We start from the raw sequence: 17,855 nt of genomic DNA on the forward strand, positions 1-17,855 counted from the left end.
CAGCTGTTCATTTGAGCCCGTTGTTCACTTCAAAATATCGCCGCGGAAGCCGTAAGGCAGCATGTCGCCCATGGTCACGGTCTCGGCCACACCTGCATTGTCGCAGAGATAGAGCTTTGTTTCCGGCCGGCAGAATTCGGCCAGCCGCTGCCGGCAGCCGCCGCAAGGCGAGCATTTCGCCATGCGTTCGGCGATGACGGCGATCTCCACGATCTTGCCGCCGCCGCCCATGATGTAGTGGCCGAGCGCCGTGGTCTCGGCGCACCAGCCTTCCGGATAGGAGGCGACTTCGATGTTGGCGCCGGTAAAGACGCGCCCGTCTTCGGTTCGCAAGGCAGCGCCGACCGGAAACTTCGAATAGGGCGCGTAGGCCCTGGCCATGGCGGCCTTGGCGGCCTCGAACAGATCATGCGACATTCAGGTGTTCTCTCCGATGATCGTGTTCAAAACCCGGCGCAAAGCCGACCTGCCGCTCAACGTTCCTTGACATAAGGCACGCCGCCGGCGCGTGGCGGGATTGCCTTGCCGATGAAGCCGGCGAGCAGGATGACGGTGAGGATGTAGGGCAGCGCCTGCATGAACTGCGCCGGCACCTTGCCGATGATGGGCAGCGGTGATCCCTGCAGGCGGATCGACGCCGCGTCCAGAAAGCCGAACAGAAGGCAGGCGAACATGGCGTTGACCGGCTTCCACTTGGCGAAGATCAGGGCTGCCAGCGCGATGTAGCCCTTGCCGGCCGTCATGTCCTTCACGAAGCCGCCATTTTGCACCATCGACAGGTAGGCGCCGGCAATGCCGGTGAGGATGCCGGTGCAGATCAGCGCCCTGTAGCGCAGCCAGGCGACGGATATGCCGGCGGTGTCGACGGCGGCCGGGTTTTCGCCGACCGCGCGCAGGCGCAGGCCGAAGCGGGTGCGAAACAGCACCCACCAGGTGAACGGCACCATCAGGAAGGCAAGATAGACCAGGATCGAGTGGCCCGACAGCAGTTCGGCATAGATCGGTCCGATGATCGGCACGTCGCGGATGGCCTCGGCGCCCGGCAAGGTGATGGCCTCGAAGCGCTCGCCCGGTTGCAGCGCCGGCGTGCGCCCGCCCTGCTGGAACCAGGCCTGGCCGAGGATGATGGTCGAGCCGGCGGCGATGAAATTGATCGCCACGCCGGAGACGATCTGGTTGCCGCGATGGGTGATCGAGGCAAAGCCGTGGATCATGGCGAAGGCGACCGAGATCAGGATCGCCATGCCAAGGCCGACAAAGGCCGAATGGAACACGGAAGCGGCGGCCGCGCCGGCGAAGGCGCCGACCAGCATCTTGCCTTCGAGGCCGATGTCGAAGATGCCGGCGCGTTCCGAATAGAGCCCGGCGAGGCAGGCAAGCAGCAGCGGCACCGAGAGGCGGATGGTGGAGTCCAGTGTCTGGATGATCGCGTTGAACACATCCATCTCAGGCACCTTTCCCCTTGACCGCTTCCATGCCGACCGATCGCGGACTGAACGAGGCGAACAGCGCCTGGATGTAGGGCCGGAACATGTGCTCGAGAGCACCGGCAAACAGGATCACCAGGCCTTGAATGATGACGATCATGTCGCGGCTGATTGCCGGCATCTCGAAGGCGAGCTCGGCGCCGCCCTGGTAGAGCATGCCGAACAGGATCGCCGCCAGCACGATGCCAACAGGGTGCAGGCGGCCCATCAGCGCCACGGCGATGCCGACGAAGCCGGCGCCGGAAACGAAGTCGATGGCGACATTGTGCTGATCGCCCATCACCGGATTGAGCGCCATCATGCCGGCCAGCCCGCCCGAGATCATCATGGCGGTGATGATGATGCGGGTTTCGGAAATGCCGGCATAGCGTGCCGCTTTCGGGCTGTGACCGTAGGTGCGCATTTCATAGCCGAGCTTGGTGCGCCAGATCAGCAGCCAGACCAGGAAGGCCATGACCAGCGCCAGGAGGAAGGTGACGTTGAGCGGCGCCGAACGGATCTTGGCGCCGAACAGCTCGATGATCCAGTTGAGCTTGGGCAATTCCGCGCCGGCGAGGAAGTTACGCGTCTGCGGCGCTTGCGAGGCGGCTGGCTTCAACGGGCCGACCAGCACGTAAACCATGATCGAGGCGGCGATGAAGTTGAACATGATGGTGGTGATGACGATGTGCGAGCCACGCTTGGCCTGCAGATAGGCCGGGATGAGCGCCCACAATGCGCCCACCGCCGCCGCAGCAATGATCGCCAGCGGGAAGGTCAGCCACCATGGCAGTGTGCTGTCGAAGCTCAGGCAGACGATGGCGATGCCGAGGCCGGCGATGTAGGCCTGCCCTTCGGTGCCGATGTTGAACAGGCCGCAATGCGCGGCCACCGCCACCGAAAGCCCGGTGAAGATGAAGGTGGTGGCATAAAAGAGGGTGAAGGCGATGCCGGTGCCTTTGCCGAAGGCGCCTTCGACCAGGATGACGGCTGCGCGCAACGGATTCTCGCCGACCAGAAGCACGACGAAGCCGGCGACGACGAAGGCGACGAACAGATTGATCAGCGGGATCAGGCCATAGTCGGCCCAGGCCGGCAGTTTGGCGTAAGGCGCGCTCATTCGGCGGCCTCCTGGTGCTCGATGCCGGCCATCAGCAGGCCGAGCTCGCCCTCGGTCGCTTCGGGGCCGCGCTCGCCGACGATGCGGCCGGCAAACATCACCAGGATACGGTCGGACAGCGAACGGATCTCGTCAAGCTCGACCGACACCACCAGCACCGCCTTGCCCTGGTCGCGCATGGCGATCAGGCGCTTGTGGATGAATTCGATGGCGCCGACATCGACGCCGCGTGTCGGCTGGCCAACGATCAGAACACCAGGGTCCTGTTCCATCTCCCGCGCCAGCACGATCTTCTGCTGGTTGCCGCCGGAAAAATTGGCGGTCTTCAGCCGGCAGTCGGCCGGGCGGATGTCGTATTTGGCGATCTTGTCCCTGGCATCGTTGCGGATGGCATCGATGTTGAGGAACGGCCCCTTCAAATAACGGGGATCATCGTGATAGCCGAGGATCGAATTCTCGTTCTCCTCGAAGGCCAGCACCAGCCCGACGTGATGGCGGTCCTCCGGCACATGCGCGAGGCCACGGTCGCGCAGTTCGCCGGGGTCGGCGGCGCCGGTCAGGTCGATCGGCTTGCCGTCGAGCATGACCGAGCCGGACACGGCACGCCTGATGCCGGAAATCGCCTCGAGCAGTTCGGATTGTCCGTTGCCGGCAACACCGGCGATGCCGACGATCTCGCCGGCCCTGATATCGAAGGAGATGTCGTCGACCATGGTGACGCCGCGCGTATCCTTCACCGTCAGGTTCTTGACCGCGAGCTTGACGGCGCCGGCCTCGGCCTCGCCCTTCTCGACCCGCAAGAGCACGCGCCGCCCGACCATCAGCTCGGCCAGTTCCTCGACCGTGGTCTTCCTGGTCTCGCGCGTCGCCACCATCGTGCCCTGGCGCATCACCGACACGGTGTCGGTGATGGCCATGATCTCGCGCAATTTGTGGGTGATCAGCACCACCGTCTTGCCCTGGTCTTTCAACTGCCCGAGGATGCGGAACAGATGGTCGGCCTCGGCCGGTGTCAGCACGCCCGTAGGCTCGTCGAGGATCAGGATCTCGGCGCCGCGATAGAGTGCTTTCAGGATCTCCACTCGCTGCTGCAGGCCGACCGGCAGTTCCTCGATGATTGCATCGGGATCGACTTCCAGCCCGTATTCACGCTCCAGCCGCTCCAGTTCGGAGCGCGCCTTGGCGATGCTCTTCTTCAGCAGCGCATCGCTTTCGGCGCCGAGGATGACGTTCTCCAGCACCGTGAAATTGTCGACCAGCATAAAGTGCTGATGCACCATGCCGATGCCGAGCGCGATGGCGTCATTGGGGGTTTTGATCGAGGCCGGCTGGCCGCCAACGCGGATCTCGCCGCTGTCGGCCTGGTAGAAGCCGTAGAGGATCGACATCAGCGTCGACTTGCCAGCTCCGTTCTCGCCGACAATGCCGTGGATCGTGCCGCGACCGATCTCAAGATTGATGTCCCGGTTGGCGCGCACCGCACCAAAACTCTTGTTGATGCCGATCAACTCGATTGCGGCTTGCGCCATGCAGCCTGTCCCACTCTTATTTTTTTATCGCTTGGTCAAAACGCCTAGCATGACGCTCCGCCCGTGCCAATTGCCGGAGCCGGTTCACTCTCGACAAATCCCGGTGCGCTTGTCAATTTGCAACGTGGCCGGGGCCTTCACATTCGCTAGTATGACGGCGCCGGAATTCGCATTACGGCGCAAGACATCGCGGTCAACGACATCGCGATGAGACTGGGGAATTCACATGATCACGCCCGCTGACCGGCTGACGACGCTGGAAATACGCGCCGCCGAGCAGGAGAAGATCATCGAGGAACTGTCCGGCCAGATCGCCGAGCAGTGGAAAGTGATCGAGCGCATGCAGCGCAAGCTCGACGCGCTGACGGATCGCTTCCTGGCGCTGGAGGAGCAGACAGGAGATGAAGTGCCGGTAACCAAGCCGCCGCACTGGTGAGGAAAAAGGGAAGGTGCACGCCGTGGTCAGTGAAAACGATCGCATCGCGCGGGCCGGCGAATATGTGCTCGGTCTTATGAACGACAAAGACCGCGAACGGGCCGAACGTGACCTGGAGGTCGATCCCGCCTTCCGCGACGCGGTCGTGCGACTTGCCGAGCAGATGTATTTCTTCGACCGTTACGGAAAACGCGGCCTGCTGCCTGGCAGGCATTGGGAACTGGTTACCCAACGCCTAGCCGAGTTACCTCAGATGCGCAGCGTCGAGCTCGGCGGCAATGAGGTCAAACCGCGCACGGCGATCCGAAGCCTGTCCCGGCCACCATACGGCATTGGCGTGCACGCGCTTGGCGGCCGGCGCGGAGTTTTCGTTGCCGCCGGGCTGATGGTGGCGTTCGCGCTGGGCTGTGTCGTCGCGAAGCTGCTATAGGCGGGGCCGGCGCGACATCAGCGCCATCTTCTCGCCGTCCGAGCCGCTTATCTCAACGGTATTCCAGCCGAGAGCCGCGTAGAAATCACGCGCATCCCACGTGTAGAGATGGAGCATCTCGACGCCCCGTGACGCCGCATGGGCTTCCGTTGCCTTGACCAGCGCGGTGGCGATGCCTCGGCGTCGATACCTTGCATCGACAACCAACCCGGCCAGCCATGGCGTCAGATCATGTGCGGGCTCCAGTTCGTGGCGGACCAGCAGGCATGTCCCGACCGGGGTGTCGCCGATCCGGGCCACGAATGCCGCCTCGAAGCCGTCACCGGCGATCAAGTCGCGAAGCCCTGCCGCATCTTCACCGAGGGTCCTTCCGGTTCCCGCGAAAAAGGCAGCCAGGCGCAGTTGCGCGACAGCTGCTATGTCGTGCTCGCCCATGGGTTCGATCGTCGGCTGCATCCGTATCCCCAAACGGTGTCCGGCACGGAGCGAAGGTTTCGCTCGAACCCGTATAAGGCAAAACCGCCGGGCTGGCGCCCGGCGGTTTGCAGATCATGGCTGTGTGTTCGTGCCGCTCAATAGGGGCAAGCGTTGTCAGCCGTATAGTCGTGTACTTCGACCTTGCCGGCAATGATGTCGGCCTTGGCTTTTTCGACGGCCGCCTTCATCTCTTCCGTCACCAGCGCCTTGTTGTTGTCGTCCATGGCGTAGTCGACGCCGCCTTCCTTGAGGCCCAGATTCTCGACTCCGCCTTTGAAGGTGCCGTTCTTGCCGTCCATGAAGGCGGTGTAGACGGCGACGTCGACGCGCTTCAGCATCGAGGTCAGCACCTTGCCCGGCTGCAGGCCGTTCTGGTTGGAATCGACGCCGATGCCGAGCTTGCCGGCATCTGCCGCCGCCTGCAGCACGCCGACGCCGGTGCCGCCTGCCGCGGCATAGACCACGTCGGAGCCCTGGTCGATCTGCGTCTTGGCGATCTCGCCGCCCTTGGCCGGATCGTTCCAGGCAGCCGGCGTATCACCCGTCATGTTCTGGATGACGTCGGTCGCGCCCGCTGACTTGGCGCCGCCGACATAGCCGCATTCGAACTTGCGGATCAGCGGGATATCCATGCCGCCGACGAAGGAGACCTTCTTCGACTTCGAAGCCATGGCCGCCAGGACGCCGACGAGGTAGGAGCCCTCCTGTTCCTTGAACTTCAGCGACCGCACGTTCGGCAGATCGACCTGGTCGTCGATGATGGCGAAGTTCAGGTCGGGATATTCGGCGGCGACCTTGGCCAGCGCGTCCGTCCAGGCAAAGCCGGCCATGACGATCGGGTTGCGGCCGTCCTCGGCGAAGCGGCGCAGCGCCTGCTCACGCTGCGAGGCATTGGAGACCTCGAATTCGACGTAGGCCGTACCGGTTTCCGTCTTGAATTTTTCGGCGCCGTTGTAGGCAGCCTCGTTGAAGGATTTGTCGAACTTGCCGCCGAGATCATAGAGGATGGCCGGCTGGACATCCGCGGCGAAAGCCGGAAGAACCATTGCGGTTGCGGCCAGGAGGCCGAGAACGATACGTTTCATGTGATCCACACCCTGTCGGTTATTTTTTCCGTTACGCGCCGCATGCCGGCCCGGTTCTCCGGCAGGCATACGACGTCAGCCAGGAGTGTACTCCCTCCCGCTCGGCGGCAATCTGGCATGGCCCGAAACAAAATTCACGCGGAATTTTGACCTTTTGGAAAAGCTTGGTGCGGGCAAGCCGCACCGCAGCTTGTCCTTGCGCCAAGTGTCAGGCGGAGGCGGCGGCAGGGATGGCGCAAGCGACGCCAGTGCCTTTGAGGTTGCACGTGCCGTAAGGATTCTTCGCCAGATATTGCTGGTGATCGGATTCTGCGAAGTAGAATTCGGCCGCCGGCGCGATCTCGGTGGTGATCCTGCCGTGGCCGGCACCGCGCAGCGAGGTCTCATACGCATCGCGCGAGGCGCTCGCCGCCGACAATTGCGCCTCGTCGCTCGTGTAGATCGCGGAGCGATAGGCGGTGCCGACATCATTGCCCTGGCGCATGCCCTGCGTGGGGTCGTGGCTTTCCCAGAACAGCTTCAGAAGCCCAGCATAGGAGACGATCTCGGGGTCATGGACCACCAGCACCACTTCGGCATGACCGGTAAGCCCGGTGCAGGTCTCCTGATAGGTCGGATTGGGGGTGAAGCCGCCGGCATAGCCAGCCGCGGTGACCCAGACGCCTTCGATCTGCCAGAACAGCCGCTCCGCACCCCAGAAGCAGCCCAGTCCGAACATCGCCGTCTCCAGCCTCTCGGGATAAGGACCCTTGAGCGATCTTTTCAAGACCTTGTGCCTGGATGCGGTCGGGATCGCCCTGGCGCGGCCCGGCAGGGCCTCGGAGGGCTTCGGCAGATTGAGCTTCTTATTCAGCATGTCGCTGAGAAAGAACATGCGCGGCTCCTCTCCGGGTGAAACATAAGATGCCGCATGACGGCGGCTTTGTTTGAGCATCGGATTTTCCAAAACCGGCAACCGCTTTTGGGTCCGATGCTCTAGGTGGCGGCGAACTGCCCAGCACGCGGTGGCCGCCTGTAGCCTATCACATAGAGCAGGAAAGCCAGCACCGCGAACACGGCGAAGCCCGGCTGGTTCAGCACCCAGGCGATGGCGCCGTCCCACAGCAGCGGGCTGGCCTTGGTTCGGATGAAGGTTTCGAAGGCGGCCCGCGTGTCGGGGGAGACCGCCAGCCAACTGGTGTTGAGCGGGGTCAGCACCAGAACGGAGGCCGCCACGGTGCGTGTCGCGTCGAGCACCGCCATGATGACGGAAATCGACAGCGCGATCATTGCGGCAAGACGAAAGACGAAGCGAAACATCAGAACCCTCCTCCGGGCTGGTCCCTATCGAGGGGCCTTTCAGAGATAGAATGCGCATGGCTGGATCGCAATCGCCATACGCGAATTTGCAGACTCCAAACTCAGGTCAACAGAAGGCCGGACGACAGTCGGCCGGGTGGCTTTTCATTGACATATGAGGGCAGCTATGCTAACAATTTCGGCATGGTGCTGACTTGCGCCGACGACCCGCCGCACAGGCGGGTTTTTGCGTTTGGTGCCTTGCAAACCGACGTGCCGGCGAAGTCTCTAAAGCCCGGGTGAACCCGGATTCGTTGCCCTGCGCGAACTATGCGGCCGGCTTCCTTTTGCGCCGATGGACACGCCAGACGGCAAAAACGCCGCCGCCTATGGCGCCGATCGCCAGGCCGGCCAGGCCGGTGAACACGGCGAAATAGCCGCAGGCGCCCTCGAAACAGCTCATCTCGGTGGCATCAGCGATCACCGAGCCGATGGCGAATCCGCCCACGGCGCCGATGACCGCGCCCAGGACGATGCCGAGCAGCGCGGCGACGACCGAGACGAAGACAGGCGGGCTTTCGGTTTCCGGATTGACATAAACGGCATCGGCTTCGGATCCACGGCGCAGCAGATAGATGCAGAGAACGCCGATGGCGATTTGAGCAGCCATGATGGCAAGCGCCTGGCCCGAAAAGACGAAATCCGAAATCGTCAGTGCACAGGCCTGCCAGGTCACCAGCCAGACGATTGTGGCGACCTGCCAGATGATGAACCGTCGCGGGAAGCGGGCCGAGCGGCCGAAGGCGAGGCCGAGCAGGTAAAGCCCCCACAGGATGGTGACGATATCGATGACGAGCCCGCCATAGATAAGGTAAAACACGCTGTCTGGCAGGCCGGTGGCGCCGACCGCGGGCCAGACGGAGATCAGGCCGTAGACCGACCACGCCATGACGAAGACAAGCCAGCCCACCGGCACGAAGGACAGCCCGCTGTCCGGCCGCCTGACTGGCGTCTGTCCATTGCTTGATGTCATGTCCGCACAATGCCCCCGCAAAGCCTCGGCACCCGACAGGCAACTCCGGGGGAAGTCAAGGGCGGCCGGCCCCGCGGTCCTGCCTGTGCACACCATTGCAGCGGCGGCGCCTGTAAAAACGGGCATGCCGGCCGCCTTGTGAAACACTGTGTGGCCGGCAAAGCGAATAGACTGCCGTTATGGCTTGGCATTCGGCGCCGGATCGACTAGATGAGCCCCGCGCCTGTTGCTTCGGCTCAGGTGCGGGGAAGGGCGTTCGCTGGTTGGCGGCGCCGGCGCGGATTTCCACGCCTCAGCCCAAGGGAGGTGCATCTCCCCAACCCGCACGGCGAAACCGGCCGACGCGACATGCATGGACGGAGAGGTGGCCGAGTGGTTGAAGGCGCACGCCTGGAAAGTGTGTTTACGGGAGACCGTAACGCGGGTTCGAATCCCGCTCTCTCCGCCAATTTGCACCCCAGCCGGAGTTGCCTGGAGCCGGCGCCCAGGGCACACGGACCAAGGCAATCCTCGTCGAGCGCCACGGAGGACCCGAGGTTCTGCAGCTTGCGGAGATCGGCTTGGCGCCGCCATCGCGTGGCGAGGTCCAGATCCGTCACGCATTCATTGGGGTCAACTTCATCGACGTCTATTGCAGGGACCGGCTATTTCGACCTCCTGCAGCCGCCGGGCGTTCCGGGCATTGAAGCCGCCGGTCTCATCGTAGCGGTCGGCCCGGAGGTTTCAGGCTTTTCAGTCGGCGACCGCATTGCCTATGCATGCCCGCCGGTCGGCGCCTACTGGCGCAGGCTGCCGACGCTCATCGCGATCTCGAGGCCAGGAGGACAACCAAGGCGCTTGTGCTGAAGGTGTGATAGTGTTGCCCCGGTGCTGTCATATTCTGAACAGGGCCGAATACCGGAGAATGGCAGCAAAACGGTCGATCATCTCGCCCTAGGCCGTGAACTCATAAATTGGGGAGACCGGGATCGGTGGGAAACGGACGCCGACTTCCTGTACCGAGCTGCTTGGATAGGCGCCATGGTCGCCAAGGTCTGACGATCCTTATTTCAACCGTACTCAGTCGCGGTAGCGCAGCGTTTCCAGCACGAGTGCGAAAGCCGGCGAGGGTTGGCGCCGGCTTGGATAGTACAGGTGATATCCCGGCCGGAGTGGGCACCAGTCCTCAAGAACACGCACCAGGCGACCCTCTTCAAGGGGGGAGGTCACTAGGTCCTCGGGCAGGTAGGCGAGCCCGAATCCCTCAAGGCTGGCCTGACGGATCATCGCGAGGGTGTTGAACGCTGCGTGTCCTTGAACGCGCACCTTTAACTCCCGCCCCTCCTGGCGAAACTCCCACGGTGCGAGCCCGCCTGTGGGCAGTCGCAGGGGTATGCACGCGTGATCGGCAAGGTCTTCAGGCGTGACCGGACGGGAGCGGCTTACGAAGTATGAAGGCGCTGCCACAACCGCCATGCGGAAGTCTGGTCCGATGCGCGCCGAGATCATGTCCTTGTCCACCTGTTCGCCAAGCCGCACACCCGCGTCGAAGCGATCGGCCGCAATGTCTGCCAAGCCGTAGTCATGGATGATCTCGACCCTGATGTCGGGATAGTCGCGCATGAGCCCGACCATGGCAGGCCAGATGATAGTCTCGCCGGCATGCTCCACGGTGGTGATCCGGACTGTGCCGGCCGGCTTGTCGCGCAGGGCGCTGAGGGCGGCAATTTCGCTTGCGATCTCATCGAACTTGGGAGCGATGCTTCGGAACAGACGATCCCCCGCTTCGGTGAGCGAGACGCTGCGGGTCGTGCGGGTCAGCAGCCTAACGCCGAGGCGCTCTTCCAGCGTCCGGATCGAATAGCTCAGAGCCGACTGCGACACCCCGAGCTTGGCGGCCGCCTTGGTGAAGCTGCGCTCGCGGGCGACGGCGATGAAGGTCAGGAAGTCATCCAGACTGTCGCGACGCATTCATCAACCCCACTTCTAAGCCCATGCAGATTATACCATCTAATTGCATGCCGCTAAAGGAGCTAACTTCCTGACCTCAAGGCCAGACGGTCCGGAGCAACTCTCCGCGCAATGCCTACCGTCCAACTGGCCACCGAAGGAGAACAAAATGAAGAAGGTAATCGTGGGCGCGCTCGCCGCCCTCACCATGATCGTGAGCCCTGCCGCCTTTGCTCAGGAAGCGACGGGCGCCGTCCCCCGCGCCTACATGATCGGCAGCTATGACATCAAGGATAAGGCGGTGTTTCAGCAGTACATCGAAGCCGCCTCGCCGCTCGTCACCAAGTATGGCGGCCGGGTGATCGTCTACAACCCCAATGTCACTGCCATCGAAGGAAGCTCGAGATCGGTGATAGCCATCGCCGAGTTCCCGAGCCTTGCTGACGCCCAGCGCTACTACAACTCGCCGGAATACACGGCGGCCCGGCAGTTTTTCACCAAATCGACCGAAGGATTTCGCATCATCACCGAAGGCGCCGGCCTTCCGCAGTGACGCAGTCCGCTGGCGGATGGATACCGGCATGGGCGGCGTCAGCCCCTGCTGGCCATCGCGTCCGAATTCGAGGCCGAGCTGCGGCCTAGAGAACAGGAGCGCAATATGAGTGTTTGGTTCATTACCGGCGCAGGCCGGGGCCTCGGTCTGGATATCGCCAAGGCCGCATTGGCGGCGGGCCACAAGGTGGTGGCAACCGGCCGCAACACGGAAAAGGTCGCAAGGGCCGTCGGAAAGTCCGAGAACGTCCTTATCGTCAAGCTGGACGTGACGAGCGCGGCCGACGCCGAAGCCGCTGCCCAGGCAACGCTTGACCGGTTTGGCCGCATCGACGTGCTGGTCAACAATGCGGCGAGTTTCTTTGCCGGGTATTTCGAAGAGCTGACCGCCGAACAGATGCAACTGCAGCTCAGCACCAGCCTCGTCGGTCCCATGAACGTGACGCGGGCCTTTCTGCCAGCGATGCGCAAGCAGCGGTCCGGCAGGGTCATTTCGATCTCTTCGACGGCCGGGCTAATGGGCTTCGAGTTCTGCACGGCCTATTCAGCCTCGAAGTTCGGCCTCGACGGCTGGATGGAGGCGCTGCAGACCGAAGTCGTGCCGTTCGGCATCGAGACGATGATCGTGAACCCGGGCTTTTTCCGCACCGAGCTTCTCACGGAAGAGTCGACCAACTATGCCGCGCCTTCCGTCGAGGACTACAACGAACGGCGGACGGCGCAGATCGCTTTCTGGCGTTCTCAAAACGGCAAGCAAGGGGGTGACCCCGCAAAGCTTGCGCACGCACTGATCACGCTCGCGGCTGGGGACGTGCTGCCCCATCGTTTCCTTGCCGGTGCCGATGCCATTGCGACGGCAGAGCAGAAGATTGCCATTCTGCAGCAGCAGATCGATGCCTATCGCGAGCTCTCGAGTTCCCTCGCCATCGACGAGAATGGCCATAACTAAGCGACCCCTGCGGAACATCCGTACTTGCGGTGCTGGTGGCTGAACACCACTGGCACTGCAATTCCGAGGTGAAGACTTCGTGGCTGCGGCAGCCCCAAAACGGCCACCTGTGGATTGATCAAATACGTCCGCTAAGAGGTCGATTGTCGACTGGCGGCTCTCCTATTGCAGCGGAATCTGATTCCAGACTCTGCATGAGCCGATATGACCTGACCGACTCCGAATGGCACGTGATCGAGCCACTTTTGCCCAAAAGGCCACGAGGGGTGCCGCGTGTCGATGATCGGTGCGTGCTAAACGGCATCTTCTGGGTGCTGCGATCCGGTGCGCCTTGGCGGGATCTACCAGAGCGGTATGGTCCACGCACCACCTGTTACAATCGCTTCGTCCGATAGCGGAAAGCAGGCGTGTGGGACCGCCTCATGGACGCTATCACCAAAGTCCATGACGGCAAGGTGCAGATGATCGACACCTCTATTGTTCGCGTCCACCAGCAGGGCGCGACGGCAAAAAAGGGGGATCGAGATCATTGTCTCGGTCGTTCCCGAGGCGGGCTGACAACCAAAATCCATGCTCTTGTCGACGCCAAAGGCATGCCGATCAAATTGATGCTCACGGCAGGTCAGATGAGTGATATTGCCTCGGCAGCGGACCTGATCACGGATCTGCCGGAGGGTGCCATGCTACTCGCCGACAAGGGCTATGATGCCAACGCCTTGCGTAATGCGGTCAGCAAGCGAAAAGCATGGGCCAACATCCCGCCCAAGGCCAACCGCAAGGACCCAATCTGCTTCAGCCCCTTCTTGTATAAGGCCGCAACTTGGTTGAGCGCTTCTTCAACAAAGCCAAGCAGTTCCGCCGCATCGCAACCCGCTACGACAAGTTGGCTGAGAACTATCTTACCGCGCTCAAACTCGTCGCAATCCGCATCTGGCTACGCGGTAATGAGTCTACGTCCTAGATCACCGCTTCCTCGAGGAACGGCTCGTTGCGCTCTATGCGCTCGTAACAGAACGGCGACAGATCGAGCGTCTGGAAAGCCCCGTGAACGATGAGTTCTGAAACTCCCCGGCCCACGGCTGGCGACTGTTGCAGCCCGTGCCCCGAGAAGCCGTTGGCAAACATGAAATTGGTCACCTGCGGGTGGAAGCCGACGATGCCGTTGTGGTCGAGCATGTTGTACTCGTAGTGGCCGGTCCAACTGGTCTGGACCTTGAGGGCATCGAAGGCCGGGACGCGATGCCAGAGCGCCGGCCAGATATATTCGTCGAACTCTTCATACTGCATTTCGAAGTCGTCGTAGCCGGCCGGCCCGTCGCCCTGCGGGGTGTTGCCGGTGAGAAAAAGCTCGCCTTCCGGGCGCACGAATGTACCGGAAAGGTCGATGACGTTAGGCATCCGGCCAGGGATCGGATTGGCGCTGGCGAAGACGAAGCTGTAGCGCTTGTACGGCGCGACCGGGATCGACAGGCCGGCCATGGCTGCCACCTGTTGCGCGCGCGGACCCGCGGCGTTGACCAATGTTCCGCAGGCGATCGTCTGGCCGGTCGCGAGGCGCACTGAGATGACCCGCCCGTTGGCGATGCCAAGCTCCGTCACGGCATTATCGATATACTCGACACCGCTGGCGCGGGCGGCTCGGCGGAAACCGTTCATCAGCCCCATGGAATCGAACCAGCCCTCTTCCCGGGCCCCCCAGGAACCGCCGCCGAGATCATCCACGTTGAGCCAGGGAAAGCGATCCTTCAGCGGGCCCGGCTTGAGGAAGACAGTGTGAGCCCCGAGACTTCGCTGCAGGTCGACGCGCTCGCGGGCCGCTTCGACGCCGTCCGGGGAGCAGCAGTAGAGATAGCCGTGCTCACGAAAGCCGAGATCGGGCGCCGGCTCGTCCTTGTAGAAGGGTGCCATGCGCTCCTGGAAGGTGCGGATGATCTCGATGCCGAACTGGCTGATCTTCACATTGATCGGATTGGAATATTGCTGCCGGATCGCGCTGGTGGACAGCGCTGTCGATGAAAACTCGTAACTGCTATCGCGCTCGACCACGAGGATCGATGCACCGCTGCCCAGCGCCTGGCTCAGCCAGTAGGCCGTGGACGAGCCGACAACCGCTCCGCCGACGATGACGATGTCGTAGGCGTTGCGCGATGGCGCTTTGTAAGGCGGGATCGCCATGGCTCCGACTCCAAGCTACTGGTTGAACAAAGCGATCAGGGCATCCGAGCCCCGCGCAAGAAGGCCAAGGTCCGAACCGACGGCAACCATGGTGAAGCCTTCGGCAAGGTAGCGGTCGGCATCGGCCCTCGCCGGCGCCAGGATGCCGCTTGCCTTGCCTGCCGCCGTTGCGGCCTGACGCACGGACGAGATTGCCTCCTGGACATGTGCCGCGCCGGGATTGCCCATCGCGCCCATATTGGTGGAAAGATCGCCGGGACCGACGAAGAGAACGTCGACGCCGTCGACCGCCGCGATCTCGGCGGCATTCGCCACGCCCAATTCATCCTCAATCTGCACGGCGAGAAGCTGCTGCTCACGCGCCTTGGCGTGGTAGCCGGCGATGCGGCCGAAGGCGTTGGCGCGGTGACCGACCGAGAAGCCGCGAAATCCGCCGGGCGCATAGGTCATTGCCGCGACGATGGCGCGGGCCTGATCGGCGGTCCGTACATTGGGGATCATCAGGCTGCGTGCGCCGATATCCAGCGCCTGCTTGATCAGATTGGGATCGTCGGAGGGCAGCCTGACGACAGCCTCGCTGTCGAAGCCGCCCATCACCTGAAGCTGCGCCATGATGCTGCGCAGATGGTTGGGGCTGTGCTCGCCGTCGATCAGCACCCAATCGGCTCCGGAGCCGGCGACGATCTCCGTGGTGAGCGCCGAAGCCAGCGAGCACCAGATGCCGATGTGAGCCTGGCCAGCCGCTGTGGCAGCTTTCAGCGTGTTGAGGCGTTCTTGCATCTTGCGATCATCTCCAATCATCTGGACTGAAATTTGTATGATGTCCTATATCATATGGCTACAAAACGGTGCAAGATGGGATGTGCGGACTTTCGAATGGGAGCTGGAGAATGAGGATCGGGTTCATCGGGCTTGGCGTCATGGGAGCACCGATGGCGCGCCACCTGGCCGATGCCGGGCATGAGATCGTCACCGTTCTCAATCGCTCCCCTCTACCGCAGGGCCTGACCGCATCGGTCGTCGCGTCCGCCGCCGAAGTGGCACGGCGGTCCGAGATCATCATCACCATGCTGCCCGACACGCCTGACGTCGAACGCGTCCTGTTGGGCGAGGACGGCGTCCTGGAAGGACTGTCAGCCGGCAAGCTGGTCGTCGACATGAGCTCGATCAGCCCCATCGCCACGGCGGCGTTCGCGGCGAAACTGCGAGAGAAGGGAGCCGGCTACCTCGACGCCCCGGTCTCGGGCGGCGAGGTCGGCGCCAAGGCGGCAAGCCTCACCATCATGGTCGGCGGCCCGGCCGCCGAGTTCGAGCGGGCGCTGCCGATCTTTGAGACACTCGGCAAGAACGTCACTTCGATCGGCGAGCAGAATGGCGCCGGGCAGACCTGCAAGATCGCCAACCAGATCATCGTCGCGCTCAACATCGAGGCCGTGGCCGAAGCGCTTGTCTTCGCCAGCAAGGCCGGGTGCGACCCGACGAAGGTGCGCGGCGCCCTGATGGGTGGCTTCGCCGCTTCACGCGTCCTGGAAGTGCATGGCCAGCGCATGATCGACCGGACCTTCGCCCCAGGCTTCCGCATCAAGCTCCACCAGAAGGATCTCAACCTGGCGCTTGACAGTGCCCGCGTCCTTGGCGTGGCGCTGCCGAACACCGCCATGGCGCAGCAACTGATGAATGCCTGTTCAGGCCATCCAGGTGGCGCCGAGGCCGATCACTCGTCTCTCGTCCGGGCGCTGGAGATCCTGAGCGGCCACGAACTGTCAAAAGAAAAGGAGTAACCGATGCGCGGAACCGGCAAGGCCGAGATCTTCGTGATGCTGGCCCATCCCGTGGCCCATGCCAAGAGCCCCGGCATATTCAACGAGATCTTCGAGCAGAAGGGCCTCGACAGCCTCATGGTGCCCTTGAGCTGCCGCCCGGAGGATTTCGAGACCTTCTGGGCCGGCATCACGGCAGCCGAGAATATCAGGGGCGTGATCATTTCGGTGCCGTACAAGGTTGCCGTCTACCACAAATGCTCCGCCGCGCATGACCGCGCCGCGCGGGTGGAAAGCGCCAACTCGGTGCGACGGCTGCCGGATGGCAGCTGGTATGCCGACAATTTCGACGGCGTCGGCTTCATCGATGCGCTAAAGGCAAACGGACATCAGATCGCCGGCCGCCGCATTCTTCAAGTCGGTGCCGGCGGCGCCGGTGCCTCGCTCGCCTATTGTCTCGCGGAAGCCGGCGCCGACGAAATCCGCCTTACCGACATCGATACGGCGCGTGCCGGGAAACTGGCGGCGCTGGTTGGCCGCGCGTTCCCGAAATGCCGCATCCAGGTCGGAGGGGCCGAGCCTTCCGGCATGCATATGGCGATCAACGCCACACCTGTCGGCATGCATGCCAGCGATCCGCTGCCGCTTGACGTCAGCCGGCTGACCCCGGATATGACGGTCGTGGACATCATCATGGAGCCTGCGGAAACCGCTCTGCTGCGGGCGGCCAAGGGGGTCGGCTGCCGCGTTCAACCGGGACGCCCGATGATGGATTTCCAGGTCCGGGCGATGTCCGAATTCTTCGACATCGAAGGCAAGGACCGTGGCCATGGCTGAGACACCGACTGCCGTCGTCATCGGCGGCACGTCCGGCATCGGACGCGCTATCACGCAGCGCTTCGCCGAAGACGGTTATCATGTGGTCGTCTCCGGCCGGGATGCGACGAGGGGCAATGAGGCGGCCGGCTCCTGCCAGGCGGCAGGCGCGCCGCGTGCGCTGTTTGTCCAGACAGATGTCGCAGATAGCGGCTCAGTCGAGGCTCTGGCACGGATTGTCAGCGACGGGTTCGGCACGCCTCACGTCGTCGTCAACTGCGCCGGCATCTTGCAGAGCGGCAAGTACGTCCTTGATCAGGATCTGGACGAGGACGAGAAGATGTGGCGGGTGAATTATCGCGGCACGCTGTTGGGGTGCCAGGTGTTTGGCCGGCTGATGTCGGCCGCCCGGCGAGGCGCGATCCTGAATGTCGGCTCGCTCGCCTCTTTCGCGCCGCTGTCGCTGCCGGCCTACACGCCGGGAAAGCATGCGGTCCTGGCCCTGACCCAGATCCTCGCCGCCGAACTCGGCCCGCATGGCGTTCGCGTCAATGCGGTCGCGCCCGGCTATACACTTTCCGATGGTTTGAAGACCAAGATCGCCAAGGGTGAACGCAACCCCGAAGCCATACAGGCCACCACGGCACTGCGACGCTTCGTCGAGCCGCGCGATGTCGCCGAGGCGGCATTGTTCCTCTGCTCGGAGCGCGCCGCTTCGATTACCGGCGTCACCTTGCCGGTCGACGCCGGCTGGCTGGTTCAGGCGCCTTACGCACAATATCTGCAGGGAAATCCCATCCGGCAAACGCCGGCTATCTGA

General features: G+C 63.1%; 20 protein-coding genes, 1 tRNA gene and 1 pseudogene. 10 read left to right on the plus strand and 12 right to left on the minus strand.

Annotation, left to right across the window (positions count from 1 at the left end):
* Window positions 1–24: 24 nt before the first annotated feature.
* Genes cdd through NKI99_RS06405 form a run of 4 tightly spaced genes read right to left on the minus strand, consistent with a single transcriptional unit; the run spans window position 25 to window position 4,115 of the window.
* Window positions 25–417 (minus strand): cytidine deaminase, encoded by a 393-nt coding sequence (gene cdd, locus NKI99_RS06390; protein ID WP_023812575.1) that lies wholly within the window; start codon window positions 415–417, stop codon window positions 25–27.
* Between the two features lie 56 nt (window positions 418–473).
* On the minus strand, window positions 474–1,445 hold the full coding sequence (locus NKI99_RS06395) for an ABC transporter permease (RefSeq protein ID WP_352610235.1): 972 nt from the start codon (window positions 1,443–1,445) through the stop codon (window positions 474–476).
* Window position 1,446: 1 nt separating this feature from the next.
* Window positions 1,447–2,586, minus strand: a complete 1,140-nt coding sequence (locus tag NKI99_RS06400; protein ID WP_352610237.1) for an ABC transporter permease — start codon at window positions 2,584–2,586, stop codon at window positions 1,447–1,449.
* Window positions 2,583–4,115: an ABC transporter ATP-binding protein gene (locus NKI99_RS06405; protein WP_128303187.1), complete on the minus strand. Its 1,533-nt coding sequence runs from the start codon at window positions 4,113–4,115 to the stop codon at window positions 2,583–2,585. Before NKI99_RS06405 ends, NKI99_RS06400 begins: the two co-directional genes overlap by 4 nt.
* 229 nt (window positions 4,116–4,344) lie before the next feature.
* Here NKI99_RS06405 and NKI99_RS06410 point away from each other — a divergent pair, with 229 nt between their 5' ends.
* Together NKI99_RS06410 and NKI99_RS06415 are read left to right on the plus strand one after the other, a co-directional pair.
* Window positions 4,345–4,551, plus strand: a complete 207-nt coding sequence (locus NKI99_RS06410; RefSeq protein ID WP_206517192.1) for a SlyX family protein — start codon at window positions 4,345–4,347, stop codon at window positions 4,549–4,551.
* Between the two features lie 22 nt (window positions 4,552–4,573).
* Entirely contained in the window at window positions 4,574–4,981 is a 408-nt protein-coding gene (locus NKI99_RS06415) for a hypothetical protein (protein WP_352610240.1), read from the plus strand.
* Here the strand turns inward: NKI99_RS06415 and NKI99_RS06420 are convergent.
* The 5 genes from NKI99_RS06420 to NKI99_RS06440 all read right to left on the minus strand — a co-directional run bounded on the left by NKI99_RS06420 (window position 4,976) and on the right by NKI99_RS06440 (window position 8,854).
* Window positions 4,976–5,437 carry a GNAT family N-acetyltransferase gene (locus NKI99_RS06420; protein WP_128303186.1) on the minus strand — a complete coding sequence of 154 codons (462 nt, stop codon included), beginning with the start codon at window positions 5,435–5,437 and terminating at the stop codon, window positions 4,976–4,978. The two genes, NKI99_RS06415 and NKI99_RS06420, sit on opposite strands and share 6 nt — an antisense overlap.
* A gap of 116 nt (window positions 5,438–5,553) precedes the next feature.
* On the minus strand, window positions 5,554–6,543 hold the full coding sequence (locus NKI99_RS06425; protein ID WP_128303185.1) for a BMP family lipoprotein: 990 nt from the start codon (window positions 6,541–6,543) through the stop codon (window positions 5,554–5,556).
* A 208-nt stretch (window positions 6,544–6,751) separates the two neighbouring features.
* Window positions 6,752–7,417 (minus strand): peptide-methionine (S)-S-oxide reductase MsrA, encoded by a 666-nt coding sequence (gene msrA / locus NKI99_RS06430; RefSeq protein ID WP_128303184.1) that lies wholly within the window; start codon window positions 7,415–7,417, stop codon window positions 6,752–6,754.
* Between the two features lie 101 nt (window positions 7,418–7,518).
* Window positions 7,519–7,842: a hypothetical protein gene (locus NKI99_RS06435; RefSeq protein ID WP_128303183.1), complete on the minus strand. Its 324-nt coding sequence runs from the start codon at window positions 7,840–7,842 to the stop codon at window positions 7,519–7,521.
* Between the two features lie 307 nt (window positions 7,843–8,149).
* On the minus strand, window positions 8,150–8,854 hold the full coding sequence (locus NKI99_RS06440) for a DUF2569 domain-containing protein (protein ID WP_245486098.1): 705 nt from the start codon (window positions 8,852–8,854) through the stop codon (window positions 8,150–8,152).
* Between the two features lie 358 nt (window positions 8,855–9,212).
* On the opposite strand from NKI99_RS06440, the gene NKI99_RS06445 reads away from it, so the two are divergent.
* Together NKI99_RS06445 and NKI99_RS06450 are read left to right on the plus strand one after the other, a co-directional pair.
* Window positions 9,213–9,302, plus strand: a tRNA-Ser gene (locus NKI99_RS06445).
* 128 nt (window positions 9,303–9,430) lie between these two features.
* Window positions 9,431–9,700 carry an alcohol dehydrogenase catalytic domain-containing protein gene (locus NKI99_RS06450; RefSeq protein ID WP_352610243.1) on the plus strand — a complete coding sequence of 90 codons (270 nt, stop codon included), beginning with the start codon at window positions 9,431–9,433 and terminating at the stop codon, window positions 9,698–9,700.
* A 213-nt stretch (window positions 9,701–9,913) separates the two neighbouring features.
* On the opposite strand, the gene NKI99_RS06455 is transcribed toward NKI99_RS06450, so the two are convergent.
* Window positions 9,914–10,804: a LysR family transcriptional regulator gene (locus NKI99_RS06455; RefSeq protein WP_128303181.1), complete on the minus strand. Its 891-nt coding sequence runs from the start codon at window positions 10,802–10,804 to the stop codon at window positions 9,914–9,916.
* A gap of 148 nt (window positions 10,805–10,952) precedes the next feature.
* Between NKI99_RS06455 and NKI99_RS06460 the strand changes: the two genes are divergently transcribed.
* The 3 genes and pseudogenes from NKI99_RS06460 to NKI99_RS06470 all read left to right on the plus strand — a co-directional run bounded on the left by NKI99_RS06460 (window position 10,953) and on the right by NKI99_RS06470 (window position 13,245).
* Window positions 10,953–11,336, plus strand: coding sequence for a DUF1330 domain-containing protein (locus NKI99_RS06460; RefSeq protein ID WP_127290690.1), 384 nt, complete (start codon window positions 10,953–10,955; stop codon window positions 11,334–11,336).
* Between the two features lie 105 nt (window positions 11,337–11,441).
* Complete coding sequence (locus NKI99_RS06465; protein ID WP_128303180.1) at window positions 11,442–12,284, plus strand: SDR family oxidoreductase; 843 nt, start codon at window positions 11,442–11,444, stop codon at window positions 12,282–12,284.
* A 194-nt stretch (window positions 12,285–12,478) separates the two neighbouring features.
* Window positions 12,479–13,245, plus strand: a pseudogene (locus tag NKI99_RS06470) (IS5 family transposase).
* On the opposite strand, the gene NKI99_RS06475 reads toward NKI99_RS06470, so the two are convergent.
* Window positions 13,242–14,459, minus strand: coding sequence for an NAD(P)/FAD-dependent oxidoreductase (locus NKI99_RS06475; RefSeq protein ID WP_352440886.1), 1,218 nt, complete (start codon window positions 14,457–14,459; stop codon window positions 13,242–13,244). The pseudogene NKI99_RS06470 and the gene NKI99_RS06475 sit on opposite strands and share 4 nt — an antisense overlap.
* 15 nt (window positions 14,460–14,474) lie before the next feature.
* On the minus strand, window positions 14,475–15,239 hold the full coding sequence (locus NKI99_RS06480) for an HpcH/HpaI aldolase family protein (protein ID WP_128303178.1): 765 nt from the start codon (window positions 15,237–15,239) through the stop codon (window positions 14,475–14,477).
* A gap of 110 nt (window positions 15,240–15,349) precedes the next feature.
* Between NKI99_RS06480 and NKI99_RS06485 the strand changes: the two genes are divergently transcribed.
* From NKI99_RS06485 to NKI99_RS06495, 3 genes are read left to right on the plus strand one after another with little or no spacing between them, the layout of a single operon-like run.
* On the plus strand, window positions 15,350–16,240 hold the full coding sequence (locus NKI99_RS06485) for a 2-hydroxy-3-oxopropionate reductase (protein ID WP_023810161.1): 891 nt from the start codon (window positions 15,350–15,352) through the stop codon (window positions 16,238–16,240).
* Between the two features lie 3 nt (window positions 16,241–16,243).
* Window positions 16,244–17,056, plus strand: coding sequence for a shikimate dehydrogenase family protein (locus tag NKI99_RS06490; protein ID WP_352610246.1), 813 nt, complete (start codon window positions 16,244–16,246; stop codon window positions 17,054–17,056).
* A complete protein-coding gene (locus NKI99_RS06495) occupies window positions 17,049–17,855 on the plus strand; it encodes an SDR family NAD(P)-dependent oxidoreductase (RefSeq protein WP_023810159.1) in 807 nt (268 codons plus the stop codon). Before NKI99_RS06490 ends, NKI99_RS06495 begins: the two co-directional genes overlap by 8 nt.

Source organism: Mesorhizobium sp. M0239, from assembly GCF_040321815.1.
Classification (GTDB): domain Bacteria; phylum Pseudomonadota; class Alphaproteobacteria; order Rhizobiales; family Rhizobiaceae; genus Mesorhizobium.

Coding starts and splice junctions, on each gene's coding strand:
- cdd (WP_023812575.1), bottom strand. CDS start 417: ATGTCGCATGATCTGTTCGAGGCCGCCAAGGCCGCCATGGCCAGGGCC.
- NKI99_RS06395 (WP_352610235.1), bottom strand. CDS start 1,445: ATGGATGTGTTCAACGCGATCATCCAGACACTGGACTCCACCATCCGC.
- NKI99_RS06400 (WP_352610237.1), bottom strand. CDS start 2,586: ATGAGCGCGCCTTACGCCAAACTGCCGGCCTGGGCCGACTATGGCCTG.
- NKI99_RS06405 (WP_128303187.1), bottom strand. CDS start 4,115: ATGGCGCAAGCCGCAATCGAGTTGATCGGCATCAACAAGAGTTTTGGT.
- NKI99_RS06420 (WP_128303186.1), bottom strand. CDS start 5,437: ATGCAGCCGACGATCGAACCCATGGGCGAGCACGACATAGCAGCTGTC.
- NKI99_RS06425 (WP_128303185.1), bottom strand. CDS start 6,543: ATGAAACGTATCGTTCTCGGCCTCCTGGCCGCAACCGCAATGGTTCTT.
- msrA (WP_128303184.1), bottom strand. CDS start 7,417: ATGTTCTTTCTCAGCGACATGCTGAATAAGAAGCTCAATCTGCCGAAG.
- NKI99_RS06435 (WP_128303183.1), bottom strand. CDS start 7,842: ATGTTTCGCTTCGTCTTTCGTCTTGCCGCAATGATCGCGCTGTCGATT.
- NKI99_RS06440 (WP_245486098.1), bottom strand. CDS start 8,854: ATGACATCAAGCAATGGACAGACGCCAGTCAGGCGGCCGGACAGCGGG.
- NKI99_RS06455 (WP_128303181.1), bottom strand. CDS start 10,804: ATGCGTCGCGACAGTCTGGATGACTTCCTGACCTTCATCGCCGTCGCC.
- NKI99_RS06460 (WP_127290690.1), top strand. CDS start 10,953: ATGAAGAAGGTAATCGTGGGCGCGCTCGCCGCCCTCACCATGATCGTG.
- NKI99_RS06465 (WP_128303180.1), top strand. CDS start 11,442: ATGAGTGTTTGGTTCATTACCGGCGCAGGCCGGGGCCTCGGTCTGGAT.
- NKI99_RS06475 (WP_352440886.1), bottom strand. CDS start 14,459: ATGGCGATCCCGCCTTACAAAGCGCCATCGCGCAACGCCTACGACATC.
- NKI99_RS06480 (WP_128303178.1), bottom strand. CDS start 15,239: ATGCAAGAACGCCTCAACACGCTGAAAGCTGCCACAGCGGCTGGCCAG.
- NKI99_RS06485 (WP_023810161.1), top strand. CDS start 15,350: ATGAGGATCGGGTTCATCGGGCTTGGCGTCATGGGAGCACCGATGGCG.
- NKI99_RS06490 (WP_352610246.1), top strand. CDS start 16,244: ATGCGCGGAACCGGCAAGGCCGAGATCTTCGTGATGCTGGCCCATCCC.
- NKI99_RS06495 (WP_023810159.1), top strand. CDS start 17,049: ATGGCTGAGACACCGACTGCCGTCGTCATCGGCGGCACGTCCGGCATC.